This window comes from Streptomyces otsuchiensis (assembly GCF_004305975.1).
GTDB classification, from domain to species: Bacteria; Actinomycetota; Actinomycetes; order Streptomycetales; family Streptomycetaceae; genus Streptomyces; species Streptomyces otsuchiensis.
Genome location: NZ_BHZI01000076.1, coordinates 1 through 21,467, shown reverse-complemented (window position 1 = coordinate 21,467; position 21,467 = coordinate 1). Strand labels below are relative to the sequence as shown.

Here is a 21,467-nt window from a genome sequence, read left to right as displayed (position 1 = left end):
CCGGCCCGCCGTTCGTTGGGTGCGCCGGGAGAGGGAGTCCACGACGACCGCGATCAGCAGCACCGCTCCGGTGATCATGTACTGGATCTCGCTGGCCATGCCGAGCAGGTTGAGCCCGGTCGTGATCGACTGGATCACCAGGGTTCCCAGCAGCGCCGACCAGATCCAGCCCCGGCCGCCGAAGAGACTGGTGCCGCCGATGACCGCCGCCGCGATGACGTTCATCAGCAGGTTGCCGGAGCCGAGGCTCTTGGAGGCGCCGCCGGCCTGCGCGGCCCAGAACAGGCCACCGAGTGCCGCCAGCGAGCTGGCGATGGTGAAGACGGTGAGCCGGACCCGGACGACGTTGATGCCGGCCCGGCGCGCCGCCTCGGCGTTGCCGCCGACGGCGAAGATCTGCCGCCCGTAGGAGGTGCGGCGCACCATGAAGTCGGCCGCGATCAGGACGGCGAGGAAGATGACCAGCCCCAGCGGGAGGCCGCGGTGCTGGTTGAGCACGTACGCCACGGTGAACGCGGCCACCGCGACCAGCCCGATCCGCAGCGCGATCTCCACCGGCTGCCGGGTCGGCAGCTTGGCAGAGGCGCGTCGCCGCTCCCCCAGCCACAGGGCGGCGGCGTAACCGAGCGTGATGACCGCCGCGAGGCCGTAGCCGGCCGCGATGTCGCTGAAGTAGAAGTTGTTGAAATCTCGGACGAGGCTGTCGCGGGGGATGTTGATGGTGCCCTCGTCACCCATCACCCAGATCTGCAGACCGCTCCAGCCGAGGAACCCGGCGAGGGTGACGACGAAGGCCGGTACCCCGACTTTCGCGAAGAAGAACCCGTGGATGGTGCCGACGACGGCACCGGCCGCGATGGCCAGGGCGATGGCCAGCAGGTCGTGGACGCCGTGACCGACGCTCAGCACCGCCCACAGGGCCGCGCTGAGTCCGGCCATGGAACCGACGGAAAGGTCGATCTCGCCGAGCAGCAGCACCATCACGATCCCGACGGCCATGAGGCCGGGACCCGCGATGTACACGGCGATGTTGCTGAGGTTGCCGGGGGTGAGGAACTTGCCGGTGAGGGACTGGAAGACGACGGCGATGATGATCAGACCGACGACGACGGGTATCGCGCCGAGTTCGCCGCCGCGTATCTTGCGGCGGAACTCCTCGACGTAGCCGGCCAGTCCGCGTTCACGGACCAGCAGCCGGGGGTCCACGGCCGGGGACGGCGCCGCTGGGGGCGCCTCCTCCTGCTCGCCGGCTGGGGGTGCGCTGCTCATGCGGTCTCCTCACCGGTGTCGGCGGGACGGTGGTCGGTGGTGGCCGCGGCGTCGTCGCTCCCGGCCTTGGTGAGGGCGTCGTCGCGCCGCGCGCTGCGGCGGGTGACGGCGTTGTCGGCGGCGCCGGTGATGGCCGCGACGATCTCCTCGTGACTGGTGCTGTCCACCGGGTAGACGCCGTTGTTGCGTCCCAGCCGCAGGACGGCGACCTCGTCGGCGACGGCGCGGACGTCGGCCATGTTGTGGCTGATGAGGATGACGCCCAGTCCGCGCTTGCGCAGCAGCTCTACGAGGTCCAGCACCTGCGCGGTCTGTTCGACGCCGAGCGCGGCGGTGGGCTCGTCGAGGATCACGACCTCGGGCTCCCCGATCAGCGCGCGGGCGATCGCCACCACCTGGCGCTGGCCGCCGGAGAGCGAGGCGACGGGGATGCGGACGCTGGGAATGCGGATGGAGAGGCTGTCGAGCAGTTCGCGGCAGCGTGCCTCCATCGCGACCTCGTCGATCACGCCGAACGTGCGGATCTCACGGCCGAGGAAGAGGTTGGCGACGACGTCCAGGTTGTCGCAGAGCGCGAGGTCCTGGTAGACGGTGGCGATGCCGAGGTCCTGGGCGTCCTGGGGGCGGGTGACCCGCTTCGGCTCGCCCTTCCACTCGATCGTCCCGGCGTCGGCTGAGTACACCCCGGCGATGGTCTTCACCAGGGTGGACTTGCCGGCGCCGTTGTCACCGACGAGTGCGGTGACGCGGCCGGCATGGATCTCCAGGTCGACGTCGGTCAGTGCCTGGACGGCACCGAAGCGTTTGGAGACCCCACGCAGCGCCAGCAGCGGTGCGGTGGTCATACGTGTTCTGCTCCTTCACGGCTGGTACCCGCCGGTGACGGCCCGCCCCGGCGGCGGAGGTGCCCGCTCCGGCGGGCGGGGCGGGGCCCGGTCGGGCCCCGCCCGGTGGGGGCGTCAGCCGAGGTCGAGTTCCGCGCAGTCGTCGGCGTACTCGGCGGTGCAGATGTCGGTCGCCTCGTAGAAGCCGTCGGCGACGACGGTGTCCGCGATGTTCTCGGCGGTGACGGTGACCGGCTCCAGCAGCGCGCTCGGCACGCCGTCGTCGGTCGGGCTGTCGACGCTGTCGGGGGTCAGGTCGTCGAAGTCCTCGCCGTCCAGCAGGCGTACGGCGATCTCCGCGGTGGTCTCGGCCTGCGGGATCAGCGCCTTGTAGATGGTGAAGGCCTGCTCGCCGGCGATGATCCGCTGGAGTCCGGCGAGTTCGGCGTCCTGGCCGCCGACCGGCACCTCACCGACCCCGGCGTTCTGGAGCGCGGTGATGATGCCCGCTGCCATGCCGTCGTTGGCGGAGTAGACGGCGTCGAACCCGTCGGTGCCCAGCGCCTGGATCGCGGTAGTGACGGTGGAGTTGGCCTCTGCCGGGTCCCAGCCGTCGATGTCCTGCTCGTAGACGATCTCGACCACGTCGTCCAGCACGTCGTGCGCGCCGGCCTTGAACATGGCGGCGTTGGGGTCGGTGGGCGACCCGTTGATCATGATGACGCGGGCGCCGTCCGCGTCGTCGCCCAGGGTCTCCAGCAGGGCCTCGCCCTGGAGCTGGCCGACCCGGAAGTTGTCGTAGGAGACGTAGGCGTCGATCGCGCCCTCGGCCAGGCGGTCGTAGGCGACGACGGGGACGCCCTGGTCGGCCGCGTCGGCGACCCAGGACTCGGTGACGGCGGCGTCCACCGGGTCGAGGATGATCACGTCCACGCCCTGGGTGAGCAGCGCGTCGAACTGCTGCTTCTGCAACGCCGTGTCCTCGGTGGCGTTGCTGTAGCTGATGTCGCAGTCCTCGCACAGCTCCTTGATCTTGCCCTCGATGAAGGGCCGGTCGAAGGCCTCGTAGCGCGTGGTGCTGTTCTCCGGGAGCAGCAGTCCGATGGAGCGGCCCTCGCCGTCTCCGCCCCCGCCACCGTCGTCGTTCCCACCTCCGGCCTCACCGCAGCCTGCCAGTGTGACCGTCAGAGCGGTGGCGGCTATGCCCACCAGTACCCCGCGAAGTCGCGCACCCATCGTTCGCCTCCTGTCGGGGCCGCGACCCTGCGGCCCAGGTGGCCAGAGCTAACCGTCCCGACGGTGTGCAGTCAACAGATGAACGCGGGATTCCTCGGGTACCGGTTTCACTCGGCACGATCCGGCCAAGGTTCCGGCAGTTCCTTCACTTCTTTATGAGGTTCACATGACCGGCCGTTGACCCGGAACGGGCGGGCCCGTCCGGTGCCTCCCGGCCCTGTCCGGGCGGCCCGGGGCCGGGTACCGGCGGCCGCACGACCCCGTTCGCGGGCCCGTCCGGTGGCGCGGTGTGCCCGTTCCCGGCCCGAGGTGGGCACGGCTGCCGCCCGGGCGCGCCCGCGAGGCAGCCGGGGTTCAGCCACGCCCTGGACGCGCCCCCGCGAGCGGGCCCAGCAGCACACCGTCGCCCATCTCCCGCAGCGCCAGCGCCAGCGCGCCCAGCACCTCCGCGCGGCCGCCCAGTGCGCCGGGGACCAGCGTCAGCTGCCGGGCGGCGCTGGGGATGGTGTAGCGGCGCACGGCGGCACGCATCGGCTCCAGCGCCAGCTCTCCTGCGTCCGCGAGCTCGTCGCCGATCACCACCGTCGTGGGGTTCAGCACGTTGCACAGCTGGGCGACGCCGCTGCCGACGTGATGGGCGATGTCGGCGATCACCCGGCGGCATCCGGCGTCGCCGTCCCGGGCCGCACGCACCACCTTCGCCATGGTCAGATCGGGCCCGTGGGTGGCGGCCAGCAGCGGAAGCACATAGCGGGAGGCGGCGAAGGTCTCCAGGCAGCCTCGGTTGCCGCAGCGGCAGACCGGGCCGGACTCGTCCAGGGTGATGTGCCCGATCTCCCCCGCGCTGCCGCCGGGTCCCCGGTAGATCTGGCCGTTGATGACGAGGCCGGCGCCCACCCCGCTGGCGACCTTGATGTAGGCCAGGTCGCCGCAGCCCCGGCCGCTGCCCCACACGAGTTCGCCGAGCGCGCCGAGGTTGGCATCGTTGTCGACGTAGACCGGCGCCCCCATCCGGCGGCTCAGTTCCTCCCGGGGGTTGACGCCGTGCCAGCCGGGCAGCAGGGCGGTGGAGTCGATGACGGAGCGTTCGGCGTCGATCGGCCCGGGCACGCCGAGGCCGACGCCGATGATCTTCTCCCGGGTGACCCCGGCGCTGCCGAGGAGGCCGTCCACGATGCGCTCCGCGAGGCGGAACCCCTCGTCGGCGGCGGAGTCCACGTCGAACGGCTCGGACTCCTCGGCGAGTACCTGGTGGGCGAGGTTGCCGACGGCGACCCGCAGGTGGGAATGGCCGAAGTCGATCCCCACGACGATGCCGGCGTCGCCGGAGAGCGAGACGCTGCGGGCCCGTCGCCCACCGGCGGAGGTGTCCCGCACCTCGATCGTGCCGAGCTCGCGGAGCTCCCGGACGATGTTGGAGACAGTGGCCGCCGACAGCCCCGTCGTGCGGGCGATCTCGGCCTGGGTCAGCGCACCGGCGCCCCGCACGGCGCGCACCACGCGCTCCAGGTTGGCCCGGTGCAGTGACGACTGCGATCCCGGAGTCTGCACCACGGCTCCACTCCACTCTGACTCGTCGCGGCGCCCCGCCCGGGCCCGTCGGTCGCACCACTATAGAAACGCCCGCACCGCGCCTCTCACGGGGCGATCGGCACGGGCACCGGACGGGCGGACGCGATGACGCCCGGTCACGCCCTCACGCCACCTCCGGCCGGTCGTCGCCGGGCAGCACCGGCACCGCCCGCGGCGGCTGCCGTGGGCGGTGCGGAGGGCCGGCGCCGCTACTTCAGGGCGCCGGCGGTGAGACCGGCCTGCACCTGCCGCTGGAAGGTGATGTAGACGACCAGGACCGGCAGCATGGCGATGGTCAGTCCGGCGTAGAGCGCCCCCCAGTCGCCCTCGTACCCCATCTGGACCATGAGCGCGGCGAGGCCCTGCGGGAGCACGTAGTCGTCGCGGCTGCCGACGTTGAGCACCCGGGGCAGGACGAACTGGTTCCACTGGCCGAGGAAGTTGAAGATCCCGATCGAGATCAGCCCGGGTTTGGCCATCGGCATCATGATCTGCCAGAAGGTGCGGGTGTGGGAGGCGCCGTCCACGATCGCCGCCTCGTGGACGCCACTGGGCAGGGTCCGGAAGAACGCGGTCAGGAAGAAGATCGTGAACGGCAGCGAGTACGCGATGTACACCAGGATCAGCCCGGGGCGGGTGTTGAGCAGCCCGAGGTTCTGCATCATGAAGAACAGCGGGACCAGCGCCAGGAAGACCGGGAACATCAGGCCGCCGATGAACAGGAAGTGCAGCGCCCGGTTCCCGCGGAAGGTGTAGCGGGCGATGACATAGGCGGCCATGGCGCCCAGCAGCATGGTGCCGGTCAGCGAACCCGACAGGATGATCAGGGAGTTGATCGCGTAGCGGCCGATGTTGGCCTCGGCCCACGCGTTGGCGAAGTTGGCCCAGTGCAGACCGCTCGGGAGGCCGAAGGGGTCGCTCAGGACCTCCGCGGAGGTCTTGAACGCGGAGACGACGATCCAGAGCAGCGGGGCGGCGGCCATGACGACCCACAGGACGAGGAAGGAGTGCGCGAAGACGTTGAGGATGCCGCCGTCCTCCCGCGGGCGGCGCCCCCGCTTCCCCGGTTCCTCGATGTCGGTGGCGGGGCGCGCCGGACCGGTGCCCTCGCTCTCGGCGCGGTCGGCTGTGTCGGTGGTGCTCATGGTGGGCTCTCCCCGCTCAGAACTCGATCCGGTCACGCCGCCCGACGCGCATCATGATCAGCGCGAAGGTCAGGGTGAGGAGGAACAGGACGACGCCGACGGCGGTGGCGTACGCGGCGTCTCCGTCGCGGAACGCCTTGAGGTACAGGAAGGTGGGCAACACGTCGATGCCCTGCCGCGGGATCATGATGGAGACGATCGCGAAGGCGTCCAGGGCCTGGATTCCCATGTAGATCCAGCCGGTCTTGATGGCGTCCCAGGTCAGCGGGAACGTGATCCGGAAGAACGTCGTGGACCGGTTGGCGCCGTCGAGCAGGGAGGCCTCGTAGATCTCCTTGGGAATGGAGCCCATGGACGCGGAGAACAGCACCACGTAGAAACCGACGAAGGACCAGCACAGCACCAGCAGGGTGACCCACAGGCCGTACTTTCCGAGCCAGTCGCTCTGGGTGAGCCCGCCCAGTCCGACATTCTCCAGGAGCGGGTTGACCACACCGGAACGCGGACTGAAGGCGCGCGCCCAGATGACCGCGATGATCGCGACGGACAGCACCTGCGGAAAGAAGTAGACGATCTTGTAGAACTTCGATCCGTAGACGCCGGAGACCGTCTCGTTCTTCCGGTGCCGCCCGCCCGCGTTGAGCATGTAGGCGAAGAACAGGCCCAGGGCGAGTGTGATGACCGGTGCGAGGACCAGCAGCACCAGGCTGTTGCGGGTGGCGTCCCAGAACTGGGAGTCGTTCCACAGCCGCGTGTAGTTGCCGAAGCCGATGAAGTTGAACTCGGTTCCGTAGCCGGACCAGTCGGTCAGCGAGTAGTAGAACGCCTGGACGAACGGCCACGCCACCAGCAGCAGGTAGAAGACCAGCGGGACGGCCAGGAACCACGAGATGAAGCGGTACTTGTCCAGCGTCCGGTAGCGCCGGTCGTACTTCACCGCCTCCGGGGTGAGGTTGGGCGGCAGGAAGAAGGTGAGGACCAGTTGTGCCGTCGGCGCCCGGTACGGGGCACGGGGGCCGGGCCTGCCGGGCGGCGGGGGTGTCGCCACGCTCACCGCTCCCCCGGGGGCACCGGCCCCGCCGGCGTTCCCGGTCGCGGAGTTCCCGGCGGCGCCTTCTCCGGCCGGTGGGACTTCACTGTGCATTACGGCCCCGTCTCTCGTCGGCGTTCCTCGCGGGGGCGGCCGGCCGGCCGCCCGGGGTCAGCGCCGCTCCCCCGGGCCGTGCGCCGGGGAGGCGGGCGGTGGTGCACCGGCACCCGGGCGGCGCTGGGGCCGGCCCGGGTGCGCGGCTGATCAGGAGATACGTTTCCGCCGGCCGTCGCTGTGGCTCAGAGGAACTTCTCGACGCTGTCGTTGGCCGCGATCTTGTCGGCCTCCTGCTGGATGCGGTCGGTGGCCTGCGCGGCCGTGAGGTCGCCCGCCATCATCTGGCCCATGGCGACGCCCATGTGGTCGATGAACAGTTCCGGGTACCAGCCGCGGAACCGCGGCGCGATGATGTTCTCCCCGGCGGCGTCGATGGCCTCCTGGGCGGTGGTCAGGCCCGGCGGCAGGTCCACACCGTCGGCGGCGCCCTGCACACAGGTGAGCGAGGACAGCTTCTCGGTGAAGTTCCGCGCCATGTCCTTGCTGAGCATCAGCCGCAGGAACTCCATGCCGCCGGCCCGGTTCGCGGCGTTCTGCGGGACGATGAACTCCTCGCCGGCGACCGCGTAGATGGTCCCGAAGGGGAGGGCGTCGGAGGAGTCCAGGCCGGTGGGCGCGCCCACCGCGAGGTCGAAGTCGTCCGGGATGACCTCCTTGGACTCGTTCTCGACCCAGGACCCGCAGGGGAGGAACAGCGCCTTGCCCTGCGCCCACTCCGTCTGGGAGTCGATGTGGTCGATACCCGGGGTGCCCGGCAGCAGCAGGCCGCGGGCGGCGATCTCCTCGAACGCCTCGAACGCGGCGACGACGCCGTCCTGCTTCCAGGCCCCCTCGTCCAGGCGGTCGATCGCTTCGAGGACCTGCTTGCCGCCGATCTTCACGGCCATGGGCAGCAGGGTGAAGGAGAGGTAGCGGGCGTGCTGGCCCGCGTAGGTCCACCCGTAGACGTCGTGGTCCCGCTTGGCCTTCTCACAGACCCGGATCATCTCGTCCCAGGTCTGCGGGTACTCCTCCTCCATGACCTCGTTGAGGAACTTGCGGGAGTACCAGGTGCCGTGGACGGTGAAGGCGTAGTTCAGGTGGTAGACGGCCTCGCTGCCGTACTGGCCGGCCTCGATGGTGCCGGGGACCAGCGTGTCGCGGACCGGCACCGACGGGTCGTCCCAGGACGGCGCGTCGAAGAGCTCGGTGAGGTCGGCGATCTGGTTGTCACGGATCAGTGCCGGGTGGGGCATCTGGTTGGCGCCGGAGTTGTTGATCATGTCGGGCGGGGTGCCGCCCACCAGCCGAGGCTGCATCAGCTGGCTGATCTCCTGGGTGGAGTCCAGCTTCACCGAGCCGTAGTTCTCCTCGAAGATCCTGGCCGTGTCCCGGGCGTACTCGTCCCCGAAGCCACCGTCGAAGATGACGACCTCGATGTCACCGTCGTCGGCTACGCCGAACGGGTTGGAGTCGGTGACCTCGCCGGGTCCGGTGGTGTCACCGTCGCCGCCACCGCCACCGCTGGCGCAGGAGGAGAGCGCGGCGACGCCCGGGATGGTGAGGGCCCCTGCCAGGGCCGATCGCTTCAGGAGCGTGCGCCGATTGACGTGCGAGCTGGAAGTCATGCTCAAGTCCTCGCCTTCTAAAGGACTCAGGCGGTGTACCGGTCCCCCGTCCGTCTCGCCGGGGCGAACGGCCCGACACCGCGGGTTTTCAGCAGATCAGCAGAGTCGCTTTCAGTTGTGGGACGCCGAGCCCCCGGTCGGAGTGACGGGCCGAACGCGCGAGCGGCGGTTGCCCGAGTGCCGACAGGTATAGTCCACTCGCCAAGGGGCGGCAAGATCGAAGACACGTTTCTCCGGCGAGCTTTTCCGAGTCGATACCTCCTCGACACACGGCACGTGCCGACGCTTTCAGCTGAAAGATACGGCCATTGGTTCGCCACATGGTGAAGGCGCCGCCGGGAAGTAACCCGACGGCGCCTCACGTGCACCGATTACCCGACGTCATACCGCCACCGCCGGCGGTGTCCGGATTTCACCGTCACCACCGATGGAGGGTTTTCACGCCGGCGATCCGGTCCGGCGCCGGGCGCCGGACCGGATGGCCGTCACTTGCTGATCAGCGAGCGCAGCACGTACTGCATGATGCCGCCGTTGCGGTAGTAGTCCGCTTCGCCGGGGGTGTCGATCCGGACGACGGCGTCGAACTCGACACCGGTGTCCGTGGTCACCTTGACCGTGCGCGGGATGCCACCGTCGTTGAGGGCGGTGACGCCGCTGAAGGAGAAGGACTCCTCGCCCGTCAGCCCCAGCGTCGCCGCCGACTGGCCCTCGGGGTACTGCAGCGGCAGGACGCCCATGCCGATCAGGTTCGAGCGGTGGATGCGCTCGTAGGACTCGGCGATGACGGCCTTCACGCCGAGCAGCGCGGTGCCCTTGGCCGCCCAGTCACGGGACGAGCCGGAACCGTACTCCTTGCCCGCGAGCACGACGAGCGGGGTGCCCTGCTCGATGTAGTTGCGCGAGGCGTCGTAGATGAACGCGACCGGGCCGTTCGGCTGGGTGAAGTCGCGGGTGTAGCCGCCCTCGGTGCCCGGAGCGATCTGGTTGCGCAGCCGGATGTTGGCGAAGGTGCCCCGGATCATGACCTCGTGGTTGCCGCGGCGCGAGCCGTAGCTGTTGAAGTCACGACGGGCGACGCCGTGCTCGTTGAGGTACTTGCCGGCCGGGGTGTCGGCCTTGATGGCGCCGGCGGGCGAGATGTGGTCGGTGGTGACCGAGTCGCCGAGCTTGGCCAGCACCCGGGCGTCGCTGATGTCCTCGACCGGCGACGGCTCGGCGGTCATGCCGTCGAAGTACGGGGGCTTCCGGACGTAGGTGGACTCCGGGTCCCACTCGAAGGTGTTGCCGGTCGGGATCGGCAGCGACTGCCACTGGGCGTCACCGGCGAAGACGTCGGCGTAGGACTCGCCGAACATCTCCTGGCCGATCGCGGAGGCCACGACCTCCTCGACCTCGGCCTCGCTGGGCCAGATGTCGCTGAGGTAGACCGGCGTGCCCTCGGAGTCGACGCCCAGCGCGTCGCGGGTGATGTCGACCTTCATCGAGCCGGCGATGGCGTAGGCCACGACCAGCGGGGGCGACGCCAGGTAGTTCATCTTGACGTCCGGGTTGATCCGGCCCTCGAAGTTCCGGTTGCCGGAGAGCACCGAGGTGACGGCGAGGTCGGCCTCGTTGACGGCGGCCGAGACCTCGTCGGGAAGCGGACCGGAGTTGCCGATGCAGGTGGTGCAGCCGTACCCGACGAGGTTGAAGCCCATCTTGTCGAGGTAGGGGGTGAGCCCGGCGCGGTCGTAGTAGTCCATGACGACCTTGGACCCGGGGGCCAGCGTCGTCTTCACCCAGGGCTTGCTGCTCAGGCCGCGCTCGACGGCCTTCTTCGCCACCAGCGCCGCCGCGACCATGACGGTCGGGTTGGAGGTGTTGGTGCAGGAGGTGATCGCGGCGACGGTGACGGCGCCGTGGTCGATCTCGTAGTTGGAGCCGTCGGGCGCCGTCACCAGCGTCGGGTTGCTCGGGCCACCGTTGGAGACGGCCGGGGAGTCGGACGCGGGGAAGGACTCCTTGCCGGCCTCCTCGTCGTCGGCGACGTAGTTGCGCACGTCCTGGTCGAACTGCTGCGCGGCGTCGGCCAGCACGATGCGGTCCTGCGGGCGCTTGGGGCCGGCGATGGAGGGGACGACGGTGGAGAGGTCCAGCTCCAGCTTCTCGGAGAAGTCCGGCTCGGCGGCCGGGTCCAGCCACAGCCCCTGCTCCTTGGCGTACGCCTCGACCAGCGCGAGCTGCTGCTCGTCGCGGCCGGTGAGCTTGAGGTACCGGATGGTCTCGTCGTCGATCGGGAACATCGCGGCGGTGGAGCCGAACTCCGGCGACATGTTGCCGATGGTGGCGCGGTTGGCCAGCGAGGTCTCGCTGACGCCCTCACCGTAGAACTCCACGAACTTGCCGACGACACCGTGCTCACGCAGCATCTCGGTGATGGTGAGCACCAGGTCGGTGGCGGTGGTCCCCGGGTTCAGCGAACCGGTCAGCTTGAAGCCGACGACGCGCGGGATCAGCATGGAGACCGGCTGGCCCAGCATCGCGGCCTCGGCCTCGATGCCGCCGACGCCCCAGCCCAGGACACCCAGGCCGTTGACCATGGTGGTGTGCGAGTCGGTGCCGACCAGGGTGTCGGGGTACGCCTGGCCGTTGCGGACCATGACGGTCCGGGCCAGGTGCTCGATGTTGACCTGGTGCACGATGCCGGTGCCCGGGGGCACCACCTTGAACTCGTCGAAGGCGGTCTGGCCCCAGCGCAGGAACTGGTAGCGCTCGCGGTTGCGGCCGTACTCCAGCTCGACGTTCTGCTGGAACGCGTCCGGGGTGCCGAACTTGTCGGCGATCACGGAGTGGTCGATCACCAGCTCCGCGGGGGCCAGCGGGTTGATCCGGGCCGGGTCGCCGCCCAGCTCCTTGACCGCCTCGCGCATGGTGGCGAGGTCCACCACGCAGGGCACGCCGGTGAAGTCCTGCATGATCACGCGGGCGGGCGTGTACTGGATCTCCTGGCTGGGCTGGGCCTGGGAGTCCCAGCCGCCGAGCGCGCGGATGTGGTCGGCGGTGATGTTGGCGCCGTCCTCCGTCCGCAGCAGGTTCTCCAGGAGCACCTTGAGGCTGTAGGGGAGGCGGGCGGAGCCCTCCACCTTGTCCAGCCGGAAGATCTCGTATGACTCGTTGCCCACGCTCAGCGTGGAGCGGGCGTCGAAGCTGTTCGCCGACACGACAGTCTCCTTCAGTGCATGATGTTGGCGCGTCCGGGCGCCATTCAAGCCGCCCGGGTCCCCGGCACGGCCGCTGAGGTCACCCTCAGTTCTCCCCGGCGGGCCGGAGCGCCGCCTCACAAGATATCTCGATGTCGAGATAACTCTAGTACATCCCCACCGCGCGGGCCCGGCGACCCCCGGCTGACGGGGCGCGCCGTCGCGCGGCGGCGGGGTCGCGCGGGGACGGTGCGGCCGCCCGGGGGCCGCCGCACCCGGTGGTCCGTGCGCCGCCCCCCTCCCGGCCTGCCCTCCAAGCCGCAGGAGACTGAAGGTCAGTGGTCGGTCAGTGGTCGGTCAGGGCGGCCCGGACCAGGGCGAGGATCTGTTCATCGGACAGACCGAGGGTTCGGGCGTCCTCCACCAGGACTCGCACCTCCGCGCTGAGCCGCGCCCGGGCCTCGGGCTCGACTCCGGTGACGACCGCACCCCGGCCGCGGCGCAGCTCGATCAGCCCTTCGTCACGCAGCTGCTGGTAACCCCGCAGCACGGTGTGCACATTGACCCCGAGTGACTCCGCCAACTGCCGTGCGGAAGGCAGCCGTTCACCGGCAGGCGTCCGGCCGTCGGCGATGGCGCCGCGGATGGAGGCGGCGATCTGGTCCCCCAGCGGGGTCGATGAGCCGGGATCGACACGGAACAACACCGCTCACTCGCCTTCCTCACGCCGGCGCTCGACCAGCCCGTTCAGGAGCGCCGCGGCTTCCTCGGCGCCATCCACCACGACCACGAACTCCTTGCCACCGCGCAGCCGGACCGACAGCGCCTGTCCGGAGCGCATCACCACGCCGGAGGCGCCCGGCCGGACCCGGTAGCCCCAGCCGCCGAAGTCAGCGAACGCGCTCACGTGCCGGACACCGGCCGTATCCACCTCGTCCAGTCCGATGCGCTTGGCCGGCCGGCGCAGGCCCGGCGGGGCGACGGCGAGTCCGCGCCTGTCCACCGTGACGTTCAGCCGGGAGAGCGCGGCGGCGGGCAGCGCCGACAGCAGCAGCGCGACGGCGGCCACCCACACACCGGAGGCCGCGAGGAGCGCGCCGACGGCAACAGTGAGCGCGGTCACCACGCCCAGCGCCCAGGAACCGACGGTGCGCGTCCACACCGCGATCTCCCCCTTCCCGAGGCGCAGTGGCTCCTCCGGCGTGGCCGTGGAGCCCTCCGGGGCGGGGGTGGAGTCAGGACCGGTGATCCACCAGCAGAGCAGCCCCGCCACGAGGGCGAGTCCCGCCCCCACGCCCAGGTGCCACAGCGGCATCACCACCTCTTCCGCGCTCGCCGCGTCCAGGTTCGCCGCCTGGGCGAAGGTCAGCAGCGACGCGAGGGCGACACCGATGGCGACGGCGACGGACACCAGGACCCTGCCGTGCGAACCGTGGTTCCTGCCCCACCAGGTCATCGCCAGGAACATCGCGCCGATGAGGAGCATCACCAGGCCCGACATCCAGAACCAGGCCGCGCGGGACATCACGTCGTCGGCCTGGCCGCCGCCCCCGAAGTGCGAGGCCATCGGATCCGGGAGCCGGTCGCGCCAGGACACGAAGGTGCCCAGCAGGACGACAGTGACCGCCACATAGGACACCGCGACTATCAGCGCGGCGCGCACCTTCCAGCGCATGCCTCTCCCCTCGTTTGCGGGTGCTCATGTTCGCACCCCTGTGCCATTATTTGCATTGAAGTAGAACAAGTCAATGCCAGGCGGCGCGCCCACTCTCACCCGTCCGGCCCACCCCGCATGATTGAATCTCATATCTGAGATATGGTCGCCGACATGAGTGACGACTACCTTGCGCGCATCGGCAAGCTCATTCGGGACGCCCGCCAGCACCGGGGCTGGACGCAGCTACAACTGGCGGAGGCACTCAACACCAGCCAGAGCGCGGTCAACCGCATCGAACGCGGCAACCAGAACATCAGCCTTGAGATGATCGCCAGGATCGGCGAGGCTCTCGACTCCGAGATTGTTTCCCTGGGTTACGCGGGCCCGATGCACCTCCGGGTCGTCGGCGGACGCCGGCTGTCCGGAAGCATCGACGTGAAACCGAGCAAGAACGCGTGCGTGGCACTGCTGTGCGCCGCACTCCTCAACTCCGGCCGCACCGTGCTGCGTCGGGTCGCCCGCATCGAAGAGGTCTTCCGCCTGCTGGAGGTCCTGGGCTCCATCGGCGTCCGCGTCCGCTGGATCAACGACGGGGACGACCTGGAGATCGTGCCGCCGGCCGAACTCTCCCTGGACGACATCGACGCCGACGCGGCCCGCCGCACCCGGTCCATCATCATGTTCCTGGGCCCGCTGCTGCACCGCTCGGACCACTTCAAGATCCCCTACGCCGGCGGGTGCGACCTGGGCACCCGCACCATCGAGCCCCACATGACGGCGCTGCGCCGCTTCGGCCTGGAGATCGCCGCCACCGAGGGCACCTACCACGCCGCCGTCGACCGCTCCATCACACCCGACCGGCCGATCGTCCTGACCGAGCGCGGGGACACCGTCACCGAGAACGCGCTGCTGGCCGCCGCCCGCCACCCCGGCGTGACCGTCATCCGCAACGCCTCCTCCAATTACATGGTCCAGGACGTCTGCTTCTTCCTGGAACAGCTCGGCGTGCGCGTCGAGGGCGTGGGCACCACCACGCTCACCGTGCACGGCGTCGCCGAGATCGACCGCGACGTGGACTACTCCCCCTCCGAGGACCCGGTCGAGGCGATGAGCCTCATCGCCGCCGCCGTCATCACCTCCTCCGCGCTGACGATCCGCCGGGCGCCCGTGGAGTTCCTGGAGGTCGAACTCGCCGTCCTGGAGGGGATGGGGCTCGACTACGACGTCACCCCCGAGTACCCGGCGGACAACGGCCGCACCCGGCTCGCCGACGTCACCGTCCGCCCCTCCAAGCTGGAGGCGCCGATCGACAAGATCCACCCGATGCCGTTCCCCGGCCTCAACATCGACAACGTGCCGTTCTTCGCCGCCATCGCGGCCTCGGCGCACGGCAAGACCCTCATCCACGACTGGGTCTACGACAACCGCGCCATCTACCTCACCGACCTCAACCGGATCGGCGGCCGGCTCCAACTCCTCGACCCGCACCGGGTCCTGGTCGAGGGCCCCACCCGCTGGCGTGCCGCCGAGATGATGTGCCCGCCGGCACTCCGCCCGGCGGTGGTGATCCTGCTGGCGATGATGGCCGCCGAGGGCACCTCGGTACTGCGCAACGTCTACGTCATCAACCGCGGCTACCAGGACCTCGCGGAGCGCCTGAACTCCATCGGCGCCCAGATCGAGATCTTCCGCGACATCTGATCGGTAGGAGTGTCGTGCCCCTGGGAGATGAAGGGCACGACACTCCTGAATGCCTGCTGACCTGCAGTTACACACCTGCGGGGCCCTCCATCGATCATCGCTGTTTTTCATCACCTTGTGCAACGCACGTGCAAGATGATCTTGAATTGGTGATGAGGCGTCAGAGATGTCTGCGTGCCCGTCAGCCTTCACTGAGAGTGCTCGCCACAGGGGCCTCGCAATGTCCGCACCGGCGGTGCCACTGGCGTTCCTGAGAGTCGGAGTTCAGTCCTTTCCGCGCACGCGCACGCGCACGCATAAAGCCCACTACACCGCCACGGCCAGTTCCAGCCCGAACCTGCACGCCGGACGTAGCGTGAGTCAGGTGGGCGAACCCCCGCGTGGGCGGGGCGGACCAGACAGTTTCGTTTGGATCAGGTGGTCGTTGGCCCTGGTGTGCCGTTGACCGGTACCCAGTGGGTGCACCTGCCGGAGAGGTACGGCAGCTGGCGGGGTGTCTGCGACCGGCTGCGGATGTGGGCCGTCGACGGCACCTGGGAGCAGGTGTTCACCGCTCTGGTGGCCCAGGCCGACGCGGACGAAGACCTCGACCGGGCCGTCTCGGTCGACTCCACGATCGCGCGGGCCCCGCCAGCACGCGGCCGGGGCCCGCACAAAGGGGCCCCGGGCGGGAATCCGCCAGCGCCCGGCTGCCCCGGTCTGACGGCGGCAACCGCCCGCACCCGGCACGGCGATGCCGCCGCAGCTCCCGGGCGGCCTGGGCGGGCCCGGTCGGTGCGGCGGCATCGATGCGCCGGTGGTGGCGCCGATCGGCCGGCAGCTCAGTCGGTGCCGAACTCCATCGCGGCGTTGTCGAGCAGTTCGTCGCCGCCGGTGACCTCGCCCCGCGAGGCGATGACCTGGGCGCCGCCCTCGGGCATCGCGCCGATCAGTCCGGTGGAGGCGGCCTGGGCGGCGCCGATGAGCGCGGGGTGGGTCGAGCCGACCATCCCGAGGCCGGCGTACTGCTCCAGCTTGGCGCGCGAGTCCGCGATGTCGAGGTTGCGCATGGTCAGCTGGCCGATCCGGTCGACCGGGCCGAACGCCGAGTCGGCGGTGCGCTCCATCGACAGCTTGTCCGGGTGGTAGCTGAACGCGGGACCGGAGGTGTCCAGGATCGAGTAGTCCTCGCCGCGCCGGAGCCGCAGCGTCACCTCGCCGGTGACGGCGGTGCCGACCCAGCGCTGCAGCGACTCGCGGATCATCAGGGCCTGCGGGTCGAGCCAGCGGCCCTCGTACATGAGCCGGCCGAGGCGCCGTCCCTCGTTGTAGTAGTTGTCGAGGGTGTCCTCGTTGTGGATGGCGTTGACGAGCCGCTCGTAGGCGGCGTGCAGCAGCGCCATGCCGGGGGCCTCGTAGATGCCGCGGCTCTTGGCCTCGATCACCCGGTTCTCGATCTGGTCGGACATGCCCATGCCGTGCCGTCCGCCGATGGCGTTGACCTCCATCACCAGGTCGACCGGGGTGGCGAACTCCTTGCCGTTGACGGTCACGGGACGGCCCTGCTCGAAGCCGATCGTCACGTCCTCGGCGGCCACCTCCACGGAGGGGTCCCAGAACCGCACGCCCATGATCGGGTCGACGGTCTCGATGCCGGTGTCAAGGTGTTCCAGGGTCTTGGCCTCGTGGGTGGCCCCCCAGATGTTGGCGTCGGTGGAGTACGCCTTCTCGACGCTGTCGCGGTAGGGCAGTCCGTGGGCGAGAAGCCACTCGGACATCTCCTTGCGGCCGCCCAGCTCGGAGACGAAGTCCGCGTCGAGCCAGGGCTTGTAGATCCGCAGGTGCGGGTTGGCGAGCAGTCCGTAGCGGTAGAACCGCTCGATGTCGTTGCCCTTGAACGTCGATCCGTCGCCCCAGATCTGTACGTCGTCCTCCAGCATCGCGCGCACCAGCAGCGTGCCGGTGACGGCGCGGCCCAGCGGCGTGGTGTTGAAGTAGGCGCGCCCGCCCGAGCGGATGTGGAACGCACCGCAGGTCAGCGCGGCCAGGCCCTCCTCGACCAGCGCCGCCCGGCAGTCGACCAGGCGTGCGAGCTCCGCGCCGTACGCCGAGGCGCGACCGGGCACCGAGGCGATGTCGGGCTCGTCGTACTGACCGATGTCGGCGGTGTAGGTACACGGAACGGCGCCCTTGTCGCGCATCCACGCGACCGCGACGGAGGTGTCGAGGCCGCCGGAGAAGGCGATGCCGACGCGTTCGCCGGTGGGCAGGGAGGTGAGAACCTTAGACATGGGAAGAGTATGCAATGGAATGCATGCCCATGCAAACGGGTCGCGGTGCGGTGGTCATTCGGTGATGAGGGAGCTGATGGTGGTGCGCAGGGTGACGGGCTCGACGGGCTTGCCCAGATAGCCGGCGGCACCGGCCTCCGCCGCGCGGGCGAGATGCTCGTGGTCGGTCCCCAGTGCGGTGACGAAGACCACCGGGATCTCGCGGGTGCGTTCGCGTTCCTTGATGCGCGCCGTGGTCTCCCAGCCGTCCATCCCCGGCATCTGGATGTCCATCACGATCACCACGACGTCGTCGTGGAGCAGCAGGGCCTTGAGTGCGTCGACACCACTGTGCGCCACGACGAGTTCGCAGCCCAGGTCCTCCAGGACGGCGCTGACCGCGAGGGCGTTGGCCGGCTCGTCGTCGACGATCAGGATCCTCGCCGGGCCCGCCGTGGCCGGCTCTGCCCCACCGGTCGGTATGCGCGGTGTTCCCACTCGTTGCCGCCCTTCGTGTGGCGGTCCGGTGTGACCGCTCGCGCAGCGTACCCCTCCCCCGATCAGGTGGTCTGGACCTCTCGGCGGGTGTCGGGGTCAGGCACCGGGAACCCCCTAGTCTGCCGGAATGAGCGCACCTGAGCTGGTCGTCGATCTGCGCGGCCGGCACATCGAGACCCTGGACGACTTCTGGGACGCGGTCAGCGGCCCGTGCGGCCTTCCCACGTGGTTCGGCCGGAACCTCGACGCGTGGGCCGACGTGATCGAGTCACGCGGGATCTCCGACGAGATCGACGGCCACGAGACCCTGAGCGTCCACGTCGACGGGCAGGGGCTCTTCGCCGGAGGCCGCCGCGACGCGGAACTGCTGGCCGGCGTCTTCGACGGACGGCGGAACCGGCTCGTCGTCCACGCCGTGGGCCGGGGGCGGGCCCGGGAGGGACGCGGACCGGGCCGCGCGGGGTGACCGCCGCGGCTCGCGGGCCGGGCGGCGCGCGGTGCCGGGCGTTCCGTTCGGGTGACGGCGCGTGACCGAACGCCCTGCCGTCGGTTGGGCAGCGCATGAATCTCTCGCGCGAACTGCGCTACGTGGCGGCCGGGGTGTTCGCGGCCGCGCTCTGCGCGCCGGTCATGGCCTCGGCGGCGGCCGGAACGTCCGTCCAGGCCCCCGGTGACCGGTCGGCCCCTCTCGGGGTGATCGAGCCGGCGCTGCCGGTGGAGATGTTCCCGGAACAGGTGGAGGAGGCATGCGGCATCTGGCAGGAGCTGGAGTGGCCGCAGGCGGCCCGAGCCACCGACTATCCCGTGGTCAACACCGACCTGGTGATCCGCGGCAGCAACCAGTACTTCAACCGCTCACAGGCCCTGCCGGTCGACAGCCAGTACCGGGAGTACGACGTCAACCCGCGCACTCCCGGCCAGCGGCGCGACGCCGAGCGCCTGGTGCGCGACCCGGACTCCACCACCGTCTGGTACACCGCCGACCACTACGACACCTTCCAGGAGATCTCCTCCGGCTGCTCATGACACAGGACCCCTGGCCCGGCCACCGCGCTGCGGTGGCCGGGCCCCGAGCACCGGTCACCGCAGCGCGGTGGCCGGTGCTCCGGTCTTGGTGACGACTCCGGCGACCTCGGCCTCGGTGTCGCGCTCGGCGGGCAGGACCAGGGTGTGGCCCTCGGCCCGGCCCGTGACGTCGCCCTCGGCGGTGAGCCGGCTGACGCCGGGGCTGCCCGCAGCGAGCAGGTACCACTCGTCGTCCGGGGAGCGCCACACGGCGGAGGCGACCAGATGGTGGTCGCGCAGCGTGCAGTCGGCGCCCTCGTCGGTCCGGGCGGTGACGGTTCCCGGCGCCCCGAAGTCCCGCCCGTCGCCCTCGCCGCTCTCCGGGCCCTCGGCCCGGGGAAGCTGGAGCTGGGTCATGGTCCGGGCCCCCTTCCCTCGCCAGGTCTCGGCGCGGACGCACACCCAGCTGGCCTCGCCGCCTGCGTCGGGCAGCCCCTGGGTGGCGAACTCCCAGCTGTTGACCAGCCGTACGCCGTTGCCGGCCAGCGTCGGCAGATGGCAAGCGGTGCGGGCCAGGCGTTCGGCGGCCTCGCCGCGCAGCGGGTGGCCGTGTCCGGTTCCGGGCGCCGAGTCGGTGACGGCGGCCGGTACCGGCTCGCCGAGGTCGATCAGCACGCCCGGGGGCAGGCCGTCGGGCGTGGTCAGCTCGACCAGGGGCGAGGTGGTGCAGTCCTCCAGACCGGCGGCGGTCGGCGCCGGGTCGGTGACCCCGTGCCGGTCGATCCCCAGCCCCGACGGGTCCGCGCCCGGGGACAGGAGTTCGTGGACCACCGCTCCCTCGACCCACGGGGCCGTCAGGTAGCGGACGCCGTCCTCGCCACGGTGCAGTACGACGGCGGGATGCCCGGCGCTCGCGCCGTCCACCCGCGCGAACTCCAGGGCGGCGCCGGCGGGGACTGCGGGAACGGCGGAACCGTCCGAGTCGGCGCCGGACGGCTCGGGCGTCGCGGACATCGCGGGCGTCGCGGATGTCGCGGACGGCTCGGTGTAGCGGACGACGCGCAGGCCGTCGTGCAGGACCACCAGGGAGGTGCCGTCGATGTCACCCGCGAAGAGCAGGCGTGGCGGCGCGGGCGGCGGGCCGGTGGCGGTGCCGGGTGTGGTGGTCACCTCGACCGCGTCGTCCAGGGTCACCCAGGCGGTCAGGGCACGGCCGAGCAGCTCTGCGTCGTCCACACCGGCGCCGCGCGGTTCCCAGGAGGCGAAGTCCACCCGGCTCGCCCGCTGCCAGTCCCCGGCCCGGGCCCGCTCCAGCAGCAGGGGGTTGGCCGAGGCGACCAGCACTGGGTTGGCCGCAGACGCGGCGTCCGGCGCTTCGCCTGCCGGAGCGGGCCGCCCGGCGGGGTCGTCGCCGCCGAGCGCGACCAGGGTGCCGGCGCCGAGCACGACGGCGGCGGCCACCGCGGCGGCCGAACGCCGGTAGTGGCGGCGGCGCAGCAGGTCGCCGGGACGGGCGCGCAGCGCGCAGGGGTCCTCCAGCGGCGGGTGGTCGCCGCCGGGCAGTTCGGCCGCGGCCTCGACGGCCTGCCGCGCCGCCTCCGGCCGCAGACCGGCGGAGGTCAGCAGTTCCCGGGTCGCCGGGGCGGGCAGTGCCTCCAGCCGCGCCAGCGCGAACGCGGCCCGGGTGGCGGGCTCCGCCTCCAGCAGGGCCTGCTCCATGGCGAGTTCGTCCGCGCCGCCCGGGAGCGGGGCGAGCCGCAGACCGATCACCCGCGGCAGCAGGCGCGGCCCCCGGGGCAGTCGGCGCGAGGAGCGTCCGGTCCGGGAGGCGCGGCGGCCGGACCGGCGTGCGGTGTCCAGCGCGTCCCGCAGCAGCCGCTCCCGCACACAGGCGTAGCCCGGGTCGTCGGCGGGCGGTGCCGCGGACTCGCCGCGTGGGGGCGGCAGCGGCAGCCGCCGCTCGTCGGAGACGGCGGGCGCGAGGCGGCTGGTCCTCCCGGGAGGCAGTGCGCGCTGGGCGAGGCCGTGGGCTGCCAGCACCCGGCGGTGCCGGCCGAGGTCGGGCGGGAGAACGAGGTAGCCGAGGCGTACCAGCCGGGAGTAGTGCGCGACGATCGCGGCCTCGGCCTGTTCCAGCCGGACGGTGGTGCCGCCGGGGCGCGTCTCCGCGACGGCCGCCGGGGCGGGCTCTGTGGGGGAAGGGTGTGAGGGGGACACATTGAGCTGAACGAGTGACCGCACGGGCGGTTACTTCACGGGTCGTGTTGACGGGCGTGCGTCGCCTCCCGGGGTGGTGCGGGTGCTGACGCGCACCACCCGGCGCACCGGGTGACCTGATACACACCGGCGCGCGACCACAGGCCCCCACTCCCCCGCTC

The 21,467-nt window shown here is 70.9% G+C and carries 16 protein-coding genes; 3 read left to right on the top strand and 13 right to left on the bottom strand.

Annotation, left to right across the window (positions count from 1 at the left end; translation table 11 throughout):
- The 10 genes from E0D90_RS09760 to E0D90_RS09715 form a co-directional block, all read right to left on the bottom strand.
- Positions 1–1,269 (bottom strand): sugar ABC transporter permease (locus E0D90_RS09760; protein WP_130797372.1); only part of this gene is annotated, 1,269 nt, incomplete at its 3' end.
- Positions 1,266–2,114, bottom strand: coding sequence for an ATP-binding cassette domain-containing protein (locus tag E0D90_RS09755; protein WP_103502038.1), 849 nt, complete (start codon positions 2,112–2,114; stop codon positions 1,266–1,268). The genes E0D90_RS09760 and E0D90_RS09755, both read right to left, overlap by 4 nt.
- 114 nt (positions 2,115–2,228) lie before the next feature.
- Complete coding sequence (locus E0D90_RS09750) at positions 2,229–3,329, bottom strand: sugar ABC transporter substrate-binding protein (RefSeq protein ID WP_103502037.1); 1,101 nt, start codon at positions 3,327–3,329, stop codon at positions 2,229–2,231.
- A gap of 354 nt (positions 3,330–3,683) precedes the next feature.
- The gene (locus E0D90_RS09745; protein WP_103502040.1) at positions 3,684–4,880 is read right to left on the bottom strand and encodes an ROK family transcriptional regulator; all 1,197 of its coding nucleotides are present in this window, start codon (positions 4,878–4,880) and stop codon (positions 3,684–3,686) included.
- Between the two features lie 230 nt (positions 4,881–5,110).
- On the bottom strand, positions 5,111–6,046 hold the full coding sequence (locus E0D90_RS09740) for a carbohydrate ABC transporter permease (protein ID WP_103502036.1): 936 nt from the start codon (positions 6,044–6,046) through the stop codon (positions 5,111–5,113).
- A 16-nt stretch (positions 6,047–6,062) separates the two neighbouring features.
- Positions 6,063–6,983 (bottom strand): carbohydrate ABC transporter permease, encoded by a 921-nt coding sequence (locus tag E0D90_RS09735; RefSeq protein WP_438827385.1) that lies wholly within the window; start codon positions 6,981–6,983, stop codon positions 6,063–6,065.
- A gap of 392 nt (positions 6,984–7,375) precedes the next feature.
- Positions 7,376–8,800, bottom strand: coding sequence for an N-acetylglucosamine/diacetylchitobiose ABC transporter substrate-binding protein (ngcE, locus tag E0D90_RS09730; RefSeq protein WP_103528066.1), 1,425 nt, complete (start codon positions 8,798–8,800; stop codon positions 7,376–7,378).
- 485 nt (positions 8,801–9,285) lie between these two features.
- The gene (gene acnA / locus E0D90_RS09725; RefSeq protein WP_130797371.1) at positions 9,286–12,000 is read right to left on the bottom strand and encodes an aconitate hydratase AcnA; all 2,715 of its coding nucleotides are present in this window, start codon (positions 11,998–12,000) and stop codon (positions 9,286–9,288) included.
- 325 nt (positions 12,001–12,325) lie between these two features.
- On the bottom strand, positions 12,326–12,685 hold the full coding sequence (locus E0D90_RS09720) for a GntR family transcriptional regulator (protein WP_103528844.1): 360 nt from the start codon (positions 12,683–12,685) through the stop codon (positions 12,326–12,328).
- A gap of 3 nt (positions 12,686–12,688) precedes the next feature.
- The gene (locus E0D90_RS09715; protein ID WP_130797370.1) at positions 12,689–13,654 is read right to left on the bottom strand and encodes a DUF1648 domain-containing protein; all 966 of its coding nucleotides are present in this window, start codon (positions 13,652–13,654) and stop codon (positions 12,689–12,691) included.
- Positions 13,655–13,807: 153 nt separating this feature from the next.
- On the opposite strand from E0D90_RS09715, the gene E0D90_RS09710 reads away from it, so the two are divergent.
- Positions 13,808–15,337 (top strand): UDP-N-acetylglucosamine 1-carboxyvinyltransferase, encoded by a 1,530-nt coding sequence (locus E0D90_RS09710; RefSeq protein WP_103504839.1) that lies wholly within the window; start codon positions 13,808–13,810, stop codon positions 15,335–15,337.
- An 821-nt stretch (positions 15,338–16,158) separates the two neighbouring features.
- Here E0D90_RS09710 and argG read toward each other — a convergent pair.
- Both argG and E0D90_RS09695 read right to left on the bottom strand, forming a co-directional pair.
- Entirely contained in the window at positions 16,159–17,607 is a 1,449-nt protein-coding gene (gene argG, locus E0D90_RS09700; protein ID WP_103504833.1) for an argininosuccinate synthase, read from the bottom strand.
- A gap of 54 nt (positions 17,608–17,661) precedes the next feature.
- Positions 17,662–18,084 carry a response regulator gene (locus E0D90_RS09695; protein ID WP_157996844.1) on the bottom strand — a complete coding sequence of 141 codons (423 nt, stop codon included), beginning with the start codon at positions 18,082–18,084 and terminating at the stop codon, positions 17,662–17,664.
- Positions 18,085–18,211: 127 nt separating this feature from the next.
- Here E0D90_RS09695 and E0D90_RS09690 point away from each other — a divergent pair, with 127 nt between their 5' ends.
- Positions 18,212–18,550: a barstar family protein gene (locus E0D90_RS09690; protein ID WP_103504835.1), complete on the top strand. Its 339-nt coding sequence runs from the start codon at positions 18,212–18,214 to the stop codon at positions 18,548–18,550.
- 95 nt (positions 18,551–18,645) lie between these two features.
- Positions 18,646–19,110 carry a ribonuclease domain-containing protein gene (locus E0D90_RS09685; protein ID WP_103504836.1) on the top strand — a complete coding sequence of 155 codons (465 nt, stop codon included), beginning with the start codon at positions 18,646–18,648 and terminating at the stop codon, positions 19,108–19,110.
- Between the two features lie 54 nt (positions 19,111–19,164).
- Here E0D90_RS09685 and E0D90_RS09680 read toward each other — a convergent pair whose 3' ends face one another.
- A complete protein-coding gene (locus tag E0D90_RS09680; RefSeq protein WP_130797367.1) occupies positions 19,165–21,330 on the bottom strand; it encodes a hypothetical protein in 2,166 nt (721 codons plus the stop codon).
- Positions 21,331–21,467: the final 137 nt, after the last annotated feature.